This is a genomic window from Pseudomonas sp. B22129 (assembly GCF_044218875.1).
GTDB lineage: Bacteria > Pseudomonadota > Gammaproteobacteria > Pseudomonadales > Pseudomonadaceae > Aquipseudomonas.
Genome location: NZ_CP162592.1, coordinates 6,786,818 through 6,805,908 on the forward strand (window position 1 = coordinate 6,786,818; position 19,091 = coordinate 6,805,908).

16 protein-coding genes are annotated in these 19,091 nt (G+C 59.1%); all 16 read right to left on the bottom strand.

Annotation, left to right across the window (positions count from 1 at the left end; genetic code table 11):
- Positions 1-96: 96 nt before the first annotated feature.
- The 16 genes from tilS to pyrH all read right to left on the bottom strand — a co-directional run bounded on the left by tilS (position 97) and on the right by pyrH (position 18,893).
- Entirely contained in the window at positions 97-1,416 is a 1,320-nt protein-coding gene (gene tilS, locus AB4P94_RS31020) for a tRNA lysidine(34) synthetase TilS (protein ID WP_395608853.1), read from the bottom strand.
- A gap of 159 nt (positions 1,417-1,575) precedes the next feature.
- A complete protein-coding gene (locus tag AB4P94_RS31025) occupies positions 1,576-2,523 on the bottom strand; it encodes an acetyl-CoA carboxylase carboxyltransferase subunit alpha (protein WP_003172288.1) in 948 nt (315 codons plus the stop codon).
- Between the two features lie 129 nt (positions 2,524-2,652).
- Positions 2,653-6,174 (bottom strand): DNA polymerase III subunit alpha, encoded by a 3,522-nt coding sequence (gene dnaE / locus AB4P94_RS31030; RefSeq protein ID WP_395608854.1) that lies wholly within the window; start codon positions 6,172-6,174, stop codon positions 2,653-2,655.
- A 76-nt stretch (positions 6,175-6,250) separates the two neighbouring features.
- Positions 6,251-6,883 (bottom strand): ribonuclease HII, encoded by a 633-nt coding sequence (gene rnhB, locus AB4P94_RS31035; protein ID WP_395608855.1) that lies wholly within the window; start codon positions 6,881-6,883, stop codon positions 6,251-6,253.
- Complete coding sequence (lpxB, locus tag AB4P94_RS31040) at positions 6,880-8,019, bottom strand: lipid-A-disaccharide synthase (RefSeq protein ID WP_395608856.1); 1,140 nt, start codon at positions 8,017-8,019, stop codon at positions 6,880-6,882. The genes rnhB and lpxB overlap by 4 nt, the downstream gene beginning before the upstream one ends.
- 2 nt (positions 8,020-8,021) lie before the next feature.
- Entirely contained in the window at positions 8,022-8,798 is a 777-nt protein-coding gene (gene lpxA / locus AB4P94_RS31045; protein WP_395608857.1) for an acyl-ACP--UDP-N-acetylglucosamine O-acyltransferase, read from the bottom strand.
- A complete protein-coding gene (gene fabZ / locus AB4P94_RS31050) occupies positions 8,795-9,235 on the bottom strand; it encodes a 3-hydroxyacyl-ACP dehydratase FabZ (RefSeq protein WP_003172281.1) in 441 nt (146 codons plus the stop codon). Before fabZ ends, lpxA begins: the two co-directional genes overlap by 4 nt.
- Before the next feature lie 111 nt (positions 9,236-9,346).
- Positions 9,347-10,402, bottom strand: a complete 1,056-nt coding sequence (gene lpxD / locus AB4P94_RS31055) for a UDP-3-O-(3-hydroxymyristoyl)glucosamine N-acyltransferase (protein ID WP_395608858.1) — start codon at positions 10,400-10,402, stop codon at positions 9,347-9,349.
- A gap of 3 nt (positions 10,403-10,405) precedes the next feature.
- The gene (locus AB4P94_RS31060; RefSeq protein ID WP_003172279.1) at positions 10,406-10,909 is read right to left on the bottom strand and encodes an OmpH family outer membrane protein; all 504 of its coding nucleotides are present in this window, start codon (positions 10,907-10,909) and stop codon (positions 10,406-10,408) included.
- Between the two features lie 45 nt (positions 10,910-10,954).
- Entirely contained in the window at positions 10,955-13,345 is a 2,391-nt protein-coding gene (gene bamA / locus AB4P94_RS31065; RefSeq protein ID WP_395608859.1) for an outer membrane protein assembly factor BamA, read from the bottom strand.
- Between the two features lie 74 nt (positions 13,346-13,419).
- Positions 13,420-14,772 (bottom strand): sigma E protease regulator RseP, encoded by a 1,353-nt coding sequence (gene rseP, locus AB4P94_RS31070; protein ID WP_395608860.1) that lies wholly within the window; start codon positions 14,770-14,772, stop codon positions 13,420-13,422.
- Positions 14,773-14,825: 53 nt separating this feature from the next.
- Positions 14,826-16,016 carry a 1-deoxy-D-xylulose-5-phosphate reductoisomerase gene (ispC, locus tag AB4P94_RS31075; protein ID WP_395608861.1) on the bottom strand — a complete coding sequence of 397 codons (1,191 nt, stop codon included), beginning with the start codon at positions 16,014-16,016 and terminating at the stop codon, positions 14,826-14,828.
- Positions 16,013-16,822, bottom strand: coding sequence for a phosphatidate cytidylyltransferase (locus AB4P94_RS31080; protein WP_395608862.1), 810 nt, complete (start codon positions 16,820-16,822; stop codon positions 16,013-16,015). The genes ispC and AB4P94_RS31080 overlap by 4 nt, the downstream gene beginning before the upstream one ends.
- Positions 16,823-17,578 (bottom strand): polyprenyl diphosphate synthase, encoded by a 756-nt coding sequence (gene uppS, locus AB4P94_RS31085; protein WP_395608863.1) that lies wholly within the window; start codon positions 17,576-17,578, stop codon positions 16,823-16,825. It lies immediately after the preceding gene.
- 17 nt (positions 17,579-17,595) lie between these two features.
- A complete protein-coding gene (gene frr / locus AB4P94_RS31090; protein WP_012722596.1) occupies positions 17,596-18,153 on the bottom strand; it encodes a ribosome recycling factor in 558 nt (185 codons plus the stop codon).
- Entirely contained in the window at positions 18,150-18,893 is a 744-nt protein-coding gene (pyrH, locus tag AB4P94_RS31095) for a UMP kinase (RefSeq protein WP_003172271.1), read from the bottom strand. Before pyrH ends, frr begins: the two co-directional genes overlap by 4 nt.
- Positions 18,894-19,091: the final 198 nt, after the last annotated feature.

The following is a 19,091-nucleotide window of genomic DNA, read 5'->3' on the forward strand; positions in this document are numbered from 1 at the left end:
CAGCAAAGACTGCTTGGTAATCGGCAACGACTGCGATTCAGGCGAATCCACAGAAGTTGTATCAAGAAGGGAGCGTAGTCTACCGGAAAGGCTCTATCAGCTCAAACCTTGATCGCAGGTCTGTGGCATCCAATGTAATTGCCACTCATCCGACGAACTGCGCCATAACCCCGCAAGGGTTGGGACAGCCAGCAATTGCTCGCCCCGATACAGCAGCGGCAATCTGCCACGGATGAAGCCCGGCAGCGCACTTTCATTAAACAGGCGCTTCAGGTCACGCCGGCCGCGACCTGGCACTTCGATGATTTCACCGCCCTGACGATAGCGGATCACCAAAGGGCCTTCGGGCGCCGCACCGATAAATTCCAGCCGGCCGTTACCGGGTAGCTCCAGCGGGTTTTGCGGGTGCGGCCAACTCACCGGCGCATCGGAAAATTCCGACCAGGCGGTGGGCAACCACCAAATGCGTTCGGCGCAACGGTGCAACTCACCGTCGGCGAGGCGCCATAGGGGCTGTGCGTCACCTTTCGCGTCACGCAGGGAACGCCAGCCGGCCCAGTGGTCGCTATCGGGTAAACGGGTCAGAGGCGTCAGCCAGTGGCGCAAGGCGTTGCGTTGCCGGGCGTCGGACAGTTCGCGCAACGAGGTCAGCGCCAGCGACGGCAAGGGCAACCACGGAAACGGCGAAGGCAGGTCAGCGGCGAGCACGTCCATTTGCGCAAGCTCATCCAGCAAGCCTTGGGCCTCGCTCAAATGTTCGGCGGTGCGCGCCAGGCTTGAGACGGCTTGGGGCCAGCGCTCAGTCAGCACCGGAAATACGCGATGGCGCAGGTAATTACGGGAAAAACGCGAGTCTGCATTGGACGGGTCCTCAATCCATTTGAGCTGATGCTCGCGGGCGTAGGCTTGCAGCTCATTGCGCGACACCCCCAGCAACGGCCGCACCAGATGACCACCTGCCAACGGGCGCTGCACCGGCATGGCGGCCAGCCCTCGCACACCGGCCCCGCGCAGCAGGCGAAACAACAGGGTTTCAGCTTGATCGTCGCGATGCTGGCCAGTGAGCAGCAACGCCCCTGCCCCGGTTACTTCGGCAAATGCTTGATAGCGCGCATCACGGGCGGCACGCTCAAGGCTGGCACCGGGCTGGACGTGCACATGCATCACGCGCAAGGGCACGCCCAGGCTGTCGCATAGCGACTTGCAATGCAGCGGCCACGCATCGGCAGCTGCTTGCAGGCCATGGTGAACATGGACAGCGCTGAGCGGCGGGAGGGTTTCAGTGTTTGCCATATCGGCGAGAAGGTGCAGCAGGACGGTGGAATCAAGCCCGCCAGAGAATGCAATGTGCCAGGCCGGGGCACTGCGCCAGGGGGCCAGAACTTGCAAGAGTTTGGCGGCTAAGGAAGGCTTCATGAAAAGGACCGCCATCTGTCTGGAATGCGATGACTCAGCATACACAAAGCAAATGTGGGAGCGGGCTTGCTCGCGAAAGCGGTGTGTCAGTCACTGAAAGGTTGACTGATACACCGCTTTCGCGAGCAAGCCCGCTCCCACATTTTGTCTTGCGTTGCCTTACAGGCCGTAGCTCATCAAACGCTCATAACGACGCGCCAGCAGCGCCTCGTTATCCAGCTTCTTGAGCATCGCCAGCTGCGAGCCCAGTTCAGCACGGATGGTGGCAGCAGCGGCAGCCGGGTCACGGTGAGCGCCGCCCAGGGGCTCGGCGATCACTTTGTCCACGATGCCCAGGCCCTTGAGGCGATCGGCAGTGATGCCCATGGCTTCAGCAGCGTCCGGCGCCTTCTCTGCGGTTTTCCACAGGATGGAGGCACACCCTTCCGGCGAAATCACCGCGTAGGTCGAATATTGCAGCATGTTCAGTTGGTCGCACACGCCAATGGCCAATGCACCGCCGGAACCACCTTCACCAATCACGGTGGCGATGATCGGGGTTTTCAGGCGGGACATGACGCGCAGGTTCCAGGCAATTGCTTCACTCTGGTTGCGCTCTTCGGCATCGATGCCCGGGTATGCGCCCGGCGTGTCGATGAAGGTCAGAATCGGCATTTTGAAGCGCTCGGCCATTTCCATCAGGCGGCACGCCTTGCGGTAGCCTTCAGGGCGCGGCATGCCGAAGTTGCGGCGCACCTTCTCGCGGACTTCACGGCCTTTCTGGTGACCGATCACCATCACCGGCTGGTCGTCCAGGCGAGCGATACCGCCCACGATGGCCGCGTCGTCGGAGAAGTGGCGGTCGCCATGCAACTCGTCGAACTCGGTGAAGATGTGCTGAATGTAGTCCAGGGTGTACGGACGACGCGGGTGGCGGGCCAGACGCGCGATCTGCCAGCTGGTCAGCTTGCCGAAGATGTCTTCGGTGAGCGTGCTGCTCTTGTCTTGCAGGCGAGCGATCTCATCGCCGATATTCAGCGAATTGTCATTGCCGACCAGGCGCAGTTCTTCAATCTTGGCTTGCAGGTCAGCGATCGGCTGTTCGAAATCAAGAAAATTCGGGTTCATAAGCGTCCGTCTTGGGTCGACGGCCAGGGCGTGCCTGGCCAGCCGGTTGTCTATTCGCGCCCTACCTTAAGGGAGAGGCGCGTTTAGGTCGAGATTAAATGTTCAGCCGAGGTCAGACATATCTGACCATCAACGGTATTGGAGGAAGACGTTGTCTCGCCCGAACTGGTCACGCAAAGCTTGAATCAAGCCATCGGCGGGATCAATTCGCCAGGTCTCGCCAAACTGCAACATGGCCTTGGCGTCATTGCCGGTGTACTCCATGGTCACCGGGCACGCGCCACGGTGGCGTTTGAGCAAATCACCCAACCAGCGTAGCTGATCACCCTTGAGGGCTTCGGTCTTGACCTTCAAACGCAGGCTTTCCGCCAGGTTGGTGCGCGCATCTTCCATGCTCATCACCCGCTTGATCCGCAAGCGCAGGCCGCCGGAGAAGTCATCGTTGCTGACCTCCCCTTCCACCACCACCATGGCGTCAGTCTGCAGAAGCGACTGAGCGGAGTGGAATGCATCGGCAAACAGCGACGCCTCGATGCGGCCCGAGCGGTCATCGAGGGTGATAAAGCCCATCTTGTCGCCCTTCTTGTTCTTCATCACGCGCAGGGCGATGATCATGCCGGCGACGGTCTGGGTGTCGCGCGCCGGCTTCAGGTCAATGATGCGCTGGCGGGCGAAACGGCGGATTTCGCCCTCATATTCGTCAATCGGGTGGCCGGTGAGATACAGGCCCAAGGTGTCTTTTTCACCCTTGAGGCGTTCCTTGAGGGTCAGCTCCTTGGCCTTGCGGTGGTTACCATACACATCCGCATCCTCCTCGACGAACAACCCGCCAAACAGGTCGGCGTGGCCGCTGTCATGGGTACGCGCAGTCTGTTCGGCGGCCTTGATCGCTTCTTCCATGGCGGTCAGCAGCACCGCGCGGTTACGGTCGATATTCGCCTGATAAGCCTTCGGCTCGTCATGGAAGTACGGGCCAAGACGGTCGAGTGCGCCGCTGCGGATCAAACCATCGAGGGTTCGCTTGTTGATCCGCTTGAGGTCAACCCGCGCGCAGAAGTCGAACAAGTCGGTGAACGGCCCGTTCTGTCGCGCTTCGGTGATCGCTTCCACCGGGCCTTCACCCACGCCTTTGATCGCGCCCAGACCATAAATGATGCGGCCTTCGTCGTTCACCGTGAACTTGAACTCAGAGGCGTTCACGTCCGGCGCGTCGAGGCGCAGCTTCATGGTGCGCACTTCCTCGATCAAGGTCACGACCTTGTCGGTGTTGTGCATATCCGCCGAGAGTACCGCGGCCATGAACGGCGCCGGGTAGTGGGCTTTCAGCCAGGCAGTCTGGTAGGACACCAGGCCGTAGGCGGCGGAGTGGGATTTGTTGAAGCCATAACCGGCGAATTTTTCCACCAGGTCGAAAATGTTACCGGCCAGATCGGCGTCGATATTGTTGCTGGCGCAACCTTCAATGAAACCGCCACGCTGCTTGGCCATCTCCTCGGGCTTTTTCTTACCCATGGCCCGACGCAGCATGTCTGCACCACCGAGGGTGTAACCGGCCATGACCTGAGCGATCTGCATCACCTGTTCCTGATACAGGATGATGCCGTAGGTCGGCGCCAGTACCGGCTTGAGGCCTTCGTACTGATAGTCGGAGTGCGGGTAGGCCAGTTCGGCGCGGCCGTGCTTACGGTTGATAAAGTCATCAACCATGCCCGATTGCAGCGGGCCCGGACGGAACAGCGCCACCAGTGCGATCAAGTCTTCCAGGCAGTCGGGCTTGAGCTTTTTGATCAGCTCTTTCATGCCGCGCGACTCAAGCTGGAACACCGCCGTGGTTTCGGCTTTTTGCAGCAATTGGTAAGTCGGTTTGTCATCCAGCGGGATAAACGCGATATCCAGCGGCGCCTCATCGACCTTGGCGCGATCGCGGTTGATGGTCTTGAGCGCCCAGTCGATGATCGTCAGGGTTCGCAGGCCGAGGAAGTCGAACTTCACCAGGCCGGCAGCCTCCACGTCGTCCTTGTCGAACTGGGTTACCAGGCCATCGCCCTCTTCGTCGCAATAGATCGGCGAAAAGTCGGTGAGTTTGGTTGGCGCAATAACCACACCACCGGCGTGCTTGCCGACGTTACGCACTACGCCTTCGAGTTTGCGCGCCATGTCCCAGATTTCGGCGGCTTCTTCATCGATCTTGATGAAGTCGCGCAGGATTTCTTCCTGCTCGTAGGCCTTTTCCAGGGTCATGCCGACTTCGAACGGGATCATCTTCGACAGGCGATCCGCCAAGCCGTAGGACTTGCCCTGCACCCGGGCCACGTCGCGGATTACAGCCTTCGCGGCCATGGAACCGAAGGTAATGATCTGGCTTACCGCGTTGCGCCCGTATTTCTCGGCCACGTATTCGATCACGCGGTCACGGCCGTCCATGCAGAAGTCGACGTCGAAGTCGGGCATGGACACCCGTTCCGGGTTCAGGAACCGTTCGAACAGCAGGTCATATTCCAGCGGGTCAAGGTCAGTGATCTTCTGCACATAGGCCACCAGCGAGCCGGCACCCGACCCCCGGCCCGGCCCAACCGGCACGCCATTGCTTTTGGCCCACTGGATAAAGTCCATTACGATCAGGAAGTAACCGGGGAACCCCATCTGGATAATGATATCCAGCTCGAAATTCAGCCGGTCGACATACACCTGGCGCCTGGCGTCGTAATCTTCAGTGGTATCCCTGGGCAGCAGAACGGTGAGCCGCTCTTCGAGGCCGTCGAACGAGACTTTGCGGAAATATTCGTCGATGGTCATGCCATCGGGAATCGGGAAGTTGGGCAGGAAGTGCTTGCCCAGCTTCACTTCAATATTGCAGCGCTTGGCAATTTCGACGGAGTTTTCCAGCGCCTCAGGCAAGTCACTGAACAGCTCGGCCATCTCGTCGGCGCTTTTGAGGTACTGCTCTTCGCTGTAGTTCTTCGAGCGGCGCGGATCGTCCAGCGCCCGGCCTTCACCGATGCACACGCGGGTTTCGTGGGCTTCGAAATCTTCTTTCTTGATGAAACGCACATCGTTGGTCGCCACCAACGGCGCACCCAGCTTGTCGGCCAGGGCCACGGCGGCGTGCAGGTGTTCTTCATCGTTGGGGCGGTTGGTGCGCTGGACCTCGAGGTAGAAACGGTCGGGAAAGACCTGCATCCACTCACGGGCCAACACTTCAGCTTCCTGGGGGTTGCCACCCAGCAATGCGATACCGATTTCGCCCTCTTTCGCCGCCGAGAGCATGATCACACCCTCGCTCGCCTCGGCCACCCACTCACGCTCGATGATAATCGAGCCATTGCGTTGGCCATCGATAAATCCGCGCGAGATCAACTCGGTAAGGTTGCGATAACCCACGCCGTTCATCGCCAGCAGGCTGATGCGGCTCAGGGGGTTATCCGGGTCTTTGTTGGACAGCCACAGGTCGACGCCGCAGATCGGCTTGATGCCGGCGCCCATGGCGTTCTTGTAGAACTTGACCAGGGAACACATGTTGTTCTGATCGGTCACCGCGACTGCAGGCATGTTCATGCCCACCAGGGTTTTGACCAGCGGTTTGATCCGTACCAGGCCGTCGACCAGGGAGTATTCAGTGTGCAGGCGCAGGTGAACGAATGAAGCCGGCATAGTGATCCTGTTCTAATACGTGGAGACAACAAGGCCCGGATTGTACCGGGCCTTGGCAAAAACATCAGCCTCGCGGCTAAACCTCGCTGAGGCTTTCCCGCGCCTCGTAAGCCAGGCGAACCGGGGCAAACGAGCGACGGTGGATCGGAGTTGGCCCCAGACGCGCCAGGGCTTCCAGATGAACGGGCGTCGGATACCCCTTGTGGCCACCAATGCCGTAGCCGGGGTAGATCAATTCGAACGCTGCCATTTCACGGTCGCGGCTGACTTTGGCCAGGATCGAGGCCGCGGCGATGGCTGGAACCTTGCTATCGCCCTTGACCACCGCCTCAGACGGCATTGCCAGCTTCGGGCAACGGTTGCCGTCGATCATCGCCATTTTCGGCGTGATGTGCAGGCCCTCTACCGCGCGCTGCATGGCCAGCATGGTCGCGTGGAGGATGTTCAATTCATCGATTTCTTCGACTTCGGCCCGAGCAATGTGCCAGCTCAGGGCTTTTTCGCAGATTTCGTCGTAAAGCTTTTCGCGACGTGCTTCGGTGAGTTTTTTCGAATCGTTAAGGCCGAGTATCGGACGATTCGGATCAAGAATCACCGCTGCCGTGACCACTGCGCCACACAGCGGGCCACGCCCGACCTCATCGACACCGGCCACCAGTTCGTGAGCTTCAGCCACCAGGCTGAAGTCCAGGCCCATTTGCGTCGTCATAGGGTTTCCTGTTTGTGGCCGATCAACGTCAGCACAGCATCCGCCGCTGTGTTCGACGCATCACGACGCAGGGTGCGATGGATGTCGTCAAAACCACGGGTCTGCTCTTCGCCGCCATCGATCAGGGGAAGGAGGGTTTGCGCCAGCGCTTCGGGCGTCGCATCGTCCTGCAACAATTCCGGCACCAGCAAGCGCTGGGCCAACAGGTTGGGCAAGGAAATGTAGGGGCTTTTGACCATGCGCTTGAGAATCCAGAAGGTCAGCGGCGCCAAGCGGTAGGCCACGACCATCGGACGCTTGTACAACAAGGCTTCCAGGGTCGCAGTACCCGACGCGATCAGCACCGCATCGCAGGCGGCCAAAGCCAGGTGCGATTGGCCGTCGAGCAAGGTCAACGGCAGCTCACGCCCTTCCAGCAGTGTTTCAATTTGTGCGCGACGCTGCGGGCTGGCACACGGCAGCACAAAACGCACCCCCGGCTTCAAGGTTTGCAGGCGCTTGGCAGCATCAAAGAACAGCGCGCCAAGGCGACCCACTTCACCACCTCGGCTGCCCGGCATCAATGCAACCAGCGGGCCGTCGGGCAAGCCCAACTCGGCGCGCGCGGCTGCACGATCTGCCTGCAGGGGGATGGTGTCAGCCAGGGTGTGGCCGACAAACCGCACCGGCACGCCCTTCTCTTCATAGAACCGGGCCTCGAAAGGCAACAGCGTCAGCATCAAGTCACAGCCTTCGCGGATCTTCAGCACGCGCTTCTGCCGCCATGCCCACACGGAGGGGCTGACGTAGTGAACGGTCTTGATCCCGGCCTGGCGCAACTTGAGTTCGATATTGAGGGTGAAATCCGGTGCGTCGATGCCGATGAAGACGTCAGGCTTTTCTTCGATCAGTGTCTGAATAAGCAGCTTGCGGCGAGCCAGCAACTCACGCAGTCGGCCCAACACCTCCACCAGCCCCATGACCGACAAGCGCTCCATGGGAAAGTAGGAAGTGAGACCTTCGGCCTGCATCAGCGGGCCACCCACCCCCATGAACTCCACCGCAGGATGCTGGGCCTTGAGGGCCCGCATCAGCCCCGCGCCCAGAATATCGCCGGAAGCTTCACCGGCGACCAACGCAATACGCAGATTGGCCATGATCAGCGCGTGATGCCGCGAGTCGACGCCTGGATCGAGTCACGGAACACCGCGACTTCCGGGAACAACACTGCCGGCTCGGTCAGTTCAGTCAGGGCCTGCTCAACCGTCAGCCCCTGGCGGTAAACCACCTTGTAGGCTCGGCGCAGGGCATGGATCGCGTCTTCGCTGAAACCCCGACGGCGCATGCCTTCGAAGTTCATGCTGCGCGCTTCGGCCGGGTTGCCGAACACGGTGACGAATGCCGGAACATCCTTGCCGATCGCGGTACCCATGCCGGAGAAGCTGTGGGCGCCGATATGGCAATACTGATGCACCAGGGTGAAACCGGACAGAATCGCCCAGTCATCAACATGAACATGGCCCGCCAACGCGGTGTTGTTGACCAGGATGCAATGGTTGCCGATCACGCTGTCATGACCGATGTGCGCATAGGCCATGACCAGGTTGTGATCGCCCAAGGTGGTTTCAGCGCGATCCTGCACGGTGCCACGGTGAATGGTCACGCCTTCACGGATGATGTTGTGATCACCAATGACCAGGCGCGTCTCTTCACCCTTGTACTTCATGTCCGGAGTGTCTTCACCCACCGACGAAAACTGGTAGATGCGATTGTGTTTGCCAATGCGGGTCGGACCCTTGAGGATCACGTGCGGCCCGATGACAGTCCCCTCGCCGATTTCCACACCTGCGCCGATGATCGACCAAGGGCCGACCTCAACGTCGGCGGCCAGAACGGCCGACGGATCGATGATTGCGCGAGGGTCAATCAAACTCATAGTTTGCGTTCCGCGCAGATGATCTCGGCGGAGCACACTGGCTTGCCGTCCACCGAGGCCTGGCACTCGAACTTCCAGATCTGGCGCTTGCAGCTGATGAACTTGGCTTCCAGGATCAACTGGTCACCCGGGGTAACCGGGTTGCGAAAGCGCAGCTTGTCGGAGCCCACGAAATAATACAGCGTGCCGTCGGCAGGCTTGAGGTCGAGCATTTTGAAACCAAGGATACCGGCAGCCTGGGCCATCGCTTCAATGATCAACACACCCGGCATGATTGGATGCGCAGGGAAGTGACCATTGAAGAACGGTTCGTTGATGCTGACATTCTTATAGGCACGAATGCGCTTTTCCTCAACGTTGAGGTCCACCACGCGATCCACCAGCAGGAACGGGTAACGGTGAGGCAGGTATTCGCGAATCTCGTTGATGTCCATCATTTCGGGGGGAAGCCTGTAATAAAGATTGGGGGCGGGCGGACTAAAAGCCCGCCCCGCTAGCAAATCAAGGAGGCAGTCTAGCGGCTGTACACACTTGATATGGAAATGGTATCAGCCTTCAGATGAAGCATTACCGTCAGGGGTCACGTCTGCAACGCGCTTTTCCAACTGCTTGAGACGCCGAGCCATGTCGTCGAGCTGCCTCAAACGTGCCGCACTTTTGCGCCATTCAGCCGCAGGCTGCATGGCAGTACCGGAAGAATAGGCACCTGGCTCGGTAATCGAGTGGGTCACCATGGTCATCCCGGTAATGAAGACGTTGTCGCAAATATCGATATGTCCCACCAGCCCAACACCACCTGCAAGCATGCAGTGCTTGCCGATTTTGGTACTGCCGGAAATACCCACGCACGCCGCCATGGCCGTGTGATCGCCAATCTGTACGTTGTGGGCAATCTGAATCTGGTTGTCGAGCTTCACGCCATTACCGATCACTGTGTCGGCCAAGGCGCCGCGATCAACGGCGGTATTGACGCCGATTTCCACGTCATCGCCGATCATTACGCCACCGACCTGGGCAATCTTGTGCCAAATGCCTTTGGAGTTGGCAAAGCCAAAGCCTTCACCCCCGATCACGGCACCCGACTGAATCACCACGCGCTCACCAATACGCACATCGTGGTACAGGGTCACGCGAGGCGCCAGCCAACCATCGGCGCCGATCTCGCAACGCACACCGATAAAGCAGTGGGCACCCACCGTTACACCCGCGCCAATGCGCGCACCACTTTCGATCACGGCAAACGCGCCTATGCTGGCCGCAGGATCAACCTGCGCATCATCGGCGATCACGGCCGACGGATGAATTCCGCCCGCGGCCTTGGGTTTTGGATCGAACAGGTGTGACGCCCGGGCATAAGCCAGGTACGGATCAGCCACCACCAATGCATCCCCGGCAAACCCTTCGGCGTCAGCCGCCTTGAGCAACACGGCTGCGGCTTTGCTGTCGACCAGGTATTTACGGTATTGGGGATTTGCGAGGAAGCTCAACTGAGCTGGGCCAGCCTCCTGCAAGGTGGCTAGCCCAGTGATTTCTTTCTCCTTGGAGCCACTCAAGGTGGCCCCCAGGAACTCGGCCAACTCGCCGAGCTTGATAGTCGCGGTCATGGCTTACTTCAGCTGGTTCATGCGCTCGATCACCTGGCGGGTGATGTCGTATTGAGGCTTGACGTCAATCACGGCGCCGCGTTCGAACACTAGGTCAAAGGCACCTTTCTTGATGACTTCTTCCACGGCGCTGTCGAGTTTCGGCTTGAGCTGCTTGAGCATTTCACGGTCGGCAACGGCCTTGGCTTCGTTCAGCTCCTTGGACTGGAACTGGTAGTCACGGGCCTTTTGCTTGAATTCAAGCTCCAGACGCTCACGCTCGCCTTGCTGCATTTTGTCGCCACCGGCTACCAGACGATCCTGGATGCCCTTGGCGCTGCTTTCCAGCGTTTTCAGCTTGGTCAGTTGCGGACCGAATTTTTTCTCGGCGTCCACGGCATATTTCTTGGCCGCGTCAGACTCCAGCAGAGCCATCTGATAGTTCAGGACGGCGATTTTCATTTCGGCGAAGGCCGGGGTGGTTACCAGCACAGTGGCCAGCAGGACCAATTGAGTCAACTTACGCACGATGTACTCCTACAGAATCCGTTGTCGTTATCTTGGGTCAGACGCTTAGAACGTCTGGCCGAGGGAGAATTGGAAAATCTGGGTTTCAGCGTTATCCGGTTTTTTGATCGGCATGGCCAGAGCAAAGCTCAATGGGCCAAGCGCAGTTACCCAAGTCACGCCCACACCCACGGAGCTCGCCAGGTTACTGAAGCTCACGTCGTTGCACTGCGTGTTGGATACCGAGCCAGGTGCGGGGTTTTTAACCTGCTCGCACTTGGAGTCGAATACGTTACCCACATCCCAGAAGACCGAAGTACGCAGCGAACGCTGATCCTTGACGAATGGCAGCGGGAACAGGAGTTCCGCACCACCCTGAATCAACACGTTACCACCGAACGGCAGCGGGTCGTTGTCAGAATCTGGCTGTGTCCCGACGTTACCGGTTACACCGACACCACGACTCGGCGTACCACGAGGCCCCAATGTACTGTCCTTGAAACCACGAACCGAGTTGAAACCACCTGCGTAGTAGTTCTCGTAGAACGGCAGACCGCTGGTAGAACCGTAACCGTCGCCATAACCCAGCTCAGTGTGCAGACGAACAGTGTAGTTATCGCTCAACGGCTGGAACAACTGGCCACGGTAGTCGAGTTTGAAGAACGACAGGTCGCTGCCCGGCGTGGTGGCTTCCAGGGTCAGGCTCTGGGAATGGCCACGGGTTGCGAGTACACCTTTGTTCAGGGTCGACTCCGACCAACCGGCCGATGCCTTGAAGTTCAGGAACTGGTCGCCTTCTTTACGTACGAAGTCGAAAATCTCATCGACTGTGTACACGCCGGTCTTGATCTTGTCCTGTTGCGCGGTCAGGCCGAAGGTCAGACGCGAGGTCTCACTGATCGGGTAACCAATGTTGGCGCCAACACCAAAGCTGTCGATGGCATAGCTGGCTACGTCAACATCAAGGTCTTTGTAGTCGGTGGTGCGATAGAAAGCGTTGTAGCCCAGGCTCACACCGTCAGGAGTCCAGTAGGGGTCGGTATAACCGAAGTTATAGCGGCTCTGGTATTCGCTTCGGGTCAAGCCGATAGACACGCGGTTACCGGTACCCAGGAAGTTGTTTTGAGTGATGGAACCACCCAGGATCAGACCGGCGCTCTGCGCGAAACCAACGCTGGCGGTGATCGAACCCGAGGCTTGTTCTTCAACGGCGTAGTTCACGTCAACCTGGTCATCCACACCCGGCACGGCCGGAGTCTCGACGTTGACTTCCTTGAAGAAGCCCAGGCGCTCAAGGCGGGTCTTGGACTGGTCGATCAGGTAAGTCGACGCCCAGCCACCTTCCATCTGGCGCATTTCGCGACGCAGCACTTCGTCCGCAGACTTGGTGTTGCCACGGAAGTTGATGCGGTTTACATAAGCACGCTTGCCGGGGTCGACTACAAAGGTGATGTCCACAGTGTGGTCATCATCGTGTGGGGTCGGTACGCCGTTGACGTTGGCAAAGGTATAGCCTTCGTTACCCAGGCGGCGGGTAATCAGTTCGGACGTGGTGGTCATCAGCTTGCGCGAGAACACCTGGTCCTTCTGTACCAGCAAGAGGGACTTGACCTGATCTTCAGGCACTTTCAAGTCGCCGCTGAGCTTGACGTCACGAACGGTGTACTTCTCGCCTTCGTTGACGTTGACGGTGATGTAGACGTGCTTCTTGTCCGGGGTGATGGACACCTGGGTCGAAGCGATATCCATATTGATATAGCCACGGTCCAGGTAGTAGGAACGCAGACGCTCCAGGTCACCGGACAATTTTTCACGGGCGTACTTGTCATCGTTCTTGAAGAACGACAACCAGTTGGTGGTCTTGAGTTCGAACAGGTCGATCAGGTCGTCATCAGCGAACTTGGTGTTACCCACCACGTTGATGTGCTGAATCGCCGCTACCGTGCCTTCGTTGATCTTGACCTTGAGGCCAACACGGTTACGAGGCTGCGGGATCACTTCGGTTTCAACAGTCGCAGAGTAGCGGCCTTGGGCAACGTACTGGCGTTGAAGTTCGTTACGCACACCTTCAAGGGTGGCGCGCTGGAAGATCTCGCCTTCGGCCAGGCCGGATTGCTTGAGGCCCTTCATCAGGTCTTCAGTGGAGATCGCCTTGTTGCCTTCGATCTCGATACTGGCGACGGAAGGTCGCTCGACGACGGTGATGACCAGGACGTTACCTTCGCGACCCAGTTGGATATCTTGAAAGAACCCGGTTTTGAACAGCGCACGAGTGGATTCCACCAGGCGACGGTCATCAGCCTGTTCCCCGACGTTCAACGGCAAGGCACCAAACACGCTACCGGCGGAAACCCGCTGGAGGCCGTTGACGCGAATATCGGAGATAGTGAAGGACTCGGCGTGAACTTCGGCGATCATCAATACGGTGAGAACCGCAGTTAGCAGCAGACGTTTCATGAAGTCCTTTCTTATTCCAACTGGCAATAAACAAACTGCCGCAAAATGCGGCAGATTCGCAATTCAGCGAAGCGTTACAGACGTCCCAGATCGTTGACCAGAGCTAACAACATCACTCCGACCACCAAACTGATACCAATCTGTATCCCCCAACCCTGCACCCGATCCGACAAGGGGCGACCACGCACCCACTCGACCAGATAAAACAACAGATGCCCCCCATCCAACACTGGAATAGGCAGCAAATTCAGAACCCCAAGGCTAATACTCAGATAAGCCAGGAAATTCAGGAAATCCGCGACACCCGACTGGGCAGAAGCGCCCGCCACTTTAGCAATGGTTATCGGTCCACTCAAGTTTTTTACCGAGAGCTCACCGAACAACATTTTCTTGAGCGATTCGAGGGTCAGCACGCTCATGGTCCAAGTGCGTTTTGCACCCTCGCCAATGGCTGCCAAAGGCCCGTAGCTGACCTCGCGCATCATCGATGGCGGCCACTCGACACCCTTGACCCCCGCACCGAGGTATCCCCCGGCCGCCTTGGCTTCCCCACGGACCGACAGGGTCACAGGGACATCGATTTGAGCACCATCGCGCTCAACTTTCAGCACAATTTTGGTATCAGGGCGTACACGCACCAAGTCAACCACTTGCTGCCAGTCACCCAGCGCCTGACCATCCAGGGTCAGGAGGCGATCACCGGTTTTCAGGCCGGCAGCCTGGGCCGGACCTTTCGGGTCCAGCTCGGCGAGCACTGGCGGCAAGGCCGGGCGCCACGGGCGAATGCCCAAAGACTTGATCGGATCAGGTTCATCGGACCCCTTGAGCCAATGATCCAGCGCCAGCTCACGCGGCGTTTCGGCCGTGGAGTCCTGTTCGCGCACCACTACGTTGACGGTGCCGCTTTCACCCAGGCGGCTCACCAGACGAAGATTGACATCGCGCCAGCCCAATGTGGGCTCGCCATCAATGGAAACAATTTCCTGCCCGGCAACCAAGCCTGCCTTGGCCGCGATACTGTCAGCCTCGACAGCGCCGATGACCGGACGCATCTCCTGGCTGCCCAGCATGGCCAGGACCCAAAAAAACACCATCGCCAACAGGAAATTGGCGATTGGGCCCGCCGCAACAATGGCGATACGCTGACGAACGGTCTTGCGATTGAACGACTGATCCAACTGGTCAGCAGGCACTTCGCCTTCACGCTCATCGAGCATTTTGACGTAGCCACCCAGTGGAATGGCTGCGATTACAAATTCAGTGCCACGCCGGTCGTGCCAGCGCAGCAACGGCATGCCGAAACCGACGGAAAAGCGCAATACCTTGACGCCGCAACGACGCGCCACCCAGAAGTGGCCGAATTCGTGGAAGGTAACCAGCACACCCAGAGCAACCAGGGTGCCGACAATCATGTAGAGCGCACTCATCTAATTTCTCCGCATTCCAATCCAGTGCCTGAAGGCGCACACCTGCCCACAGACTAACGCGCGTTGCGGTTCAACCATTGTTCGGCCAGGGCACGGGCTTTGGCATCCGCCTCGAACACAGCCGCCAATTCCTCTACAGCCACTACAGGCTCGAGGCTCAGAACGTCCTCGATGATACTCGGGATCTGCGGAAAGCGGATGCGCCGTTCGAGAAACGCCGCCACTGCCACTTCATTGGCCGCATTGAGCATCGCCGGCGCACTTTTGCCCACTTCTGCCGCTTGCCGCGCCAAGCGCAGGCATGGAAAACGCTGTTCGTCGGGCGCTTCGAAGTCCAGACGGGCAATGGCAAACAGGTCCAACGGGGCAACGCCGGAGTCGATCCGCTCCGGCCACGCCAGGGCATTGGCAATCGGCGTGCGCATGTCAGGGTTACCCAACTGAGCCAGCACCGAGCCATCCACATAGTCGACCAGGGAATGAATCACACTTTGTGGATGAATGACCACTTCAACCTGATCCGGGCGCGCATCGAACAGCCAGCACGCCTCAATCAGCTCCAGACCTTTGTTCATCATGCTGGCAGAGTCCACGGAGATTTTGCGCCCCATGGACCAGTTCGGGTGCGCACACGCCTGGTCCGGAGAGACGTGCTCCAGCTCCGCCAACGGAGTTTGCCGGAACGGGCCACCGGAAGCTGTCAGAAGAATCCGGCGCACCCCGACCTGATTCAAGCCGCGAGCAAAATCACCCGGCATGCATTGGAAGATCGCATTGTGCTCGCTATCCAAAGGCAGCAGAACGGCTCCGCTTTTGCGCACAGCCTGCATAAACAGGGTGCCGGACATCACAAGCGCTTCTTTGTTAGCCAACAGAATCTTCTTGCCCGCGTTGACAGCTGCCAGCGTCGGGCGCAAACCAGCCGCCCCGACGATGGCCGCCACGACGGTATCAACCTCGGCGTCGGCCGACACCGCGCACAACCCCTCCTCGCCCACCAACACCTGCGTGGCAAGGCCGGCAGCGCGCAGTTCTTCCTGCAGCCCTCGCGCCAGCGCTTCTTGCGGCACAACAGCGAAGCGAGGCGTATGGCGCACACACAGAGCCAGCAATTCGGTCAGGCGAGAGAACCCGGTCAAGGCAAAAACCTGATACCGCTCAGGGTGGCGCGCGATCACGTCCAGTGTGCTCAGGCCTACCGAGCCAGTCGCACCCAGCACGGTCACCTGCTGCAGGCCACTCACGAAGCGGTCATCCACAACAGTACGGCAAAAATCGGAATCGCTGCGGTAAGGCTGTCGATACGATCCAGCACGCCGCCATGACCCGGCAGCAGATTACTGCTGTCTTTGATACCGGCCTGACGCTTGAACATGCTTTCGGTGAGGTCACCCACAACGGAGATGAACACAACAACAGCCGTCCCCAACAACGCCAGGAAGATTTCCTTTGCCGACCAATCGCGCACCAACCCGACCACGAGTGTGATCAACAGTGTCAACGCAAGGCCACCGTAAACGCCTTCCCAGCTCTTGCCTGGGCTGACCGCCGGCGCCAGCTTGCGCTTGCCGAAAGCCCGGCCGGAGAAGTACGCACCAATATCAGCGCCCCAGACCAGCACCATCACTGCCAGGATCAACCAGTTGCCCATCGGCGCATTTTTGATTTCCACCAGCCCTTGCCAGGCCGGTAGCAGCACCAACAAACCGATCACCAGCTTGCTGGCAACACTCGACCACTGGCCACTGGTTCGTGGATAGGTCAGCACCAGGAACGTCGCCAGCGCCCACCACAGCACCGCCGCCCCCAATACCCACGGCACGACAATGCTGGAAAGGTAATGCATGAGGAACAGCAAAACCGCCACGACCGCAGCGTACACCACGCGCGGCAGTTGGTTATTGAAGCCCGCCAGGCGCGCCCATTCCCAGGCCCCCAAGGTCACGACCAGGCCGATAAACAAGGCAAAGCCGGAACCGTCGAGCAGGAAAAAACCGCACAAGGCAATCGGCAGCAGGATCAGGGCCGTGATGATTCGTTGTTTGAGCATTTAAACCCGGGCTCCAGCTTCGATCTGCTCGCTCGTTTTACCGAAGCGACGCTGACGGGAAGCGAAATCGGCCAGCGCATTGCGCATGGCATCGTGTTTGAAGTCCGGCCAGAACAGGTCGGAGAAATACAGCTCGGTGTAGGCCAACTGCCACAGCAAGAAATTGCTGATGCGATGCTCACCACCGGTACGGATACACAAGTCCGGTAGCGGCAGGTCGCCGGTTACCAGGCACGTCTGCAGCAGTTCGGGGGTGATGTCGTCCGGCCGCAAATGGCCAGCCTGCACTTCGCGGGCAAGCCGTTGGGCGGCCTGCGCGATATCCCACTGGCCACCGTAGTTGGCCGCAATCTGCAGCACAAAACGATTGGCACCCGCGGTAATCGCCTCGGCTTCGCGCATGGCGGCCTGAAGCTCGGGATGGAACCGCGAACGATCGCCAATGATGCGCAAGCTGATGTTGTTCTCATTGAGACGCTTGGCCTCACGACGCAGGGCCTTGAAGAACAGGTCCATCAAGGCACTGACTTCTTCGGCCGGGCGCTGCCAGTTTTCACTGGAGAAGGCAAACAGAGTCAACACCTCGACCTTGGCTTCGGCGCACACCTCTATGACGGCGCGTACCGCATCGACACCCGCTTTATGCCCGGCAACACCCGGCATAAAGCGTTTCTTCGCCCAGCGATTATTCCCATCCATGATGATCGCGACATGGCGCGGCACCACAGAGGGTACAGTCTGCTTGGTCTTTTCCATGAAGGCGTCCTGACCCCTTATACGGCCATCAGGTCCTTTTCTTTTTCTTCCGTGGCCTTGGTGATCTGGGCCTCGGCGTCTTTGGTCAGCTTGTCGATATCGGCGGTGGCACGACGTTCTTCGTCTTCGCTGATTTCCTTGTCCTTGACCAGTTTCTTCAGGTCACCCAAGGCATCGCGGCGGATGTTGCGCACGGCAACACGGGCATCTTCAGCTGCGCTGCGCGCCTGTTTGGTGAAGCCCTTGCGGGTTTCTTCAGTCAGGGCTGGCATGGAGATCAGCAGCAACTCGCCCAGGTTGGTCGGGTTGAGGTTCAGGCCGGCACTCTGGATGGCCTTGTCGACAGCACCCAGCATGTTGCGCTCAAACGCGACGACTTGCAGCGTGCGCGAGTCTTTAACGGTAATGTTGGCGACGCTGCTGATAGGTGTATCGGAGCCGTAGTAAGGCACCATCACGCTGCCCAGAATGCTTGGGTGCGCCTTGCCGGTACGAATCTGGCCGAATGCGTGGCTCAGAGACTCCAGGGATTTTTGCATACGCGCTTGGGCGTCTTTCTTGATTTCGTTGATCATTGTTGGCCTTCCTCGATCAGAGTCCCTTCCGCGCCGCCGTGTACGATATTCAGCAGGGCGCCGGGCTTGTTCATGTTAAATACGCGCAGCGGCATCTTGTGGTCGCGGCACAGGCAAATAGCCGTCAGGTCCATCACGCCCAGCTTGCGATCCAGTACTTCATCGTAGGTCAGATGATCGAACTTCTCGGCATGCGGGTCTTTGAACGGGTCTGCGGTATACACACCGTCAACCTTGGTCGCTTTCAACACGACGTCAGCATCGATCTCGATAGCGCGCAGGCACGCCGCCGAATCAGTGGTGAAGAACGGGTTGCCGGTACCGGCGGCAAAGATCACCACCTCTTTGGCGTTCAGGTGGCGCATGGCTTTGCGGCGATCATAGTGATCGGTCACGCCAACCATGGAAATAGCCGACATCACGATGGCCGAGATGTTGGCACGCTCCAGGGCGTCGCGCATGGCCAGGGCGTTCATCACAGTGGCCAGCATGCCCATGTGGTCGCCGGTGACCCGATCCATGCCGGCCGCACTCAGTGCCGCGCCGCGGAACAGGTTACCGCCGCCGATCACCAGGCCGACCTGCACGCCGATACCGACCAACTGGCCGACTTCCAGCGCCATGCGGTCGAGCACCTTGGGATCGATCCCGAACTCTTCCGAGCCCATCAGGGCCTCGCCGCTGAGCTTGAGTAGAATGCGTTTATAGCGAGCCTGATAACCACTGCCCTGCTGAGCCATTGCGAATCTCTCCTGCGGCGTATTTTTTAAAAATTCTTGGCGAGCCGTTTACGGCTTGCGTTCACTCTAGCTGGACGCTATCACAGCGCCATCGGAACACGGCTTTGTAAGCCAGTTCCGAGGGGAAGCCAAATAAAATCGGCCTTCCCATTTGAAAAGAGGCTGCGCGCGTGAGCGGGCAGCCTCTTTCGGGCGACA

Excerpts from the sequence above, each read along its gene's own strand:
- tilS (WP_395608853.1), bottom strand. The coding sequence starts at position 1,416 with ATGAAGCCTTCCTTAGCCGCCAAACTCTTGCAAGTTCTGGCCCCCTGG.
- AB4P94_RS31025 (WP_003172288.1), bottom strand. The coding sequence starts at position 2,523 with ATGAACCCGAATTTTCTTGATTTCGAACAGCCGATCGCTGACCTGCAA.
- dnaE (WP_395608854.1), bottom strand. The coding sequence starts at position 6,174 with ATGCCGGCTTCATTCGTTCACCTGCGCCTGCACACTGAATACTCCCTG.
- rnhB (WP_395608855.1), bottom strand. The coding sequence starts at position 6,883 with ATGACGACGCAAATGGGCCTGGACTTCAGCCTGGTGGCTGAAGCTCAC.
- lpxB (WP_395608856.1), bottom strand. The coding sequence starts at position 8,019 with ATGGCCAATCTGCGTATTGCGTTGGTCGCCGGTGAAGCTTCCGGCGAT.
- lpxA (WP_395608857.1), bottom strand. The coding sequence starts at position 8,798 with ATGAGTTTGATTGACCCTCGCGCAATCATCGATCCGTCGGCCGTTCTG.
- fabZ (WP_003172281.1), bottom strand. The coding sequence starts at position 9,235 with ATGATGGACATCAACGAGATTCGCGAATACCTGCCTCACCGTTACCCG.
- lpxD (WP_395608858.1), bottom strand. The coding sequence starts at position 10,402 with ATGACCGCGACTATCAAGCTCGGCGAGTTGGCCGAGTTCCTGGGGGCC.
- bamA (WP_395608859.1), bottom strand. The coding sequence starts at position 13,345 with ATGAAACGTCTGCTGCTAACTGCGGTTCTCACCGTATTGATGATCGCC.
- rseP (WP_395608860.1), bottom strand. The coding sequence starts at position 14,772 with ATGAGTGCGCTCTACATGATTGTCGGCACCCTGGTTGCTCTGGGTGTG.
- AB4P94_RS31080 (WP_395608862.1), bottom strand. The coding sequence starts at position 16,822 with ATGCTCAAACAACGAATCATCACGGCCCTGATCCTGCTGCCGATTGCC.
- uppS (WP_395608863.1), bottom strand. The coding sequence starts at position 17,578 with ATGGAAAAGACCAAGCAGACTGTACCCTCTGTGGTGCCGCGCCATGTC.
- frr (WP_012722596.1), bottom strand. The coding sequence starts at position 18,153 with ATGATCAACGAAATCAAGAAAGACGCCCAAGCGCGTATGCAAAAATCC.
- pyrH (WP_003172271.1), bottom strand. The coding sequence starts at position 18,893 with ATGGCTCAGCAGGGCAGTGGTTATCAGGCTCGCTATAAACGCATTCTA.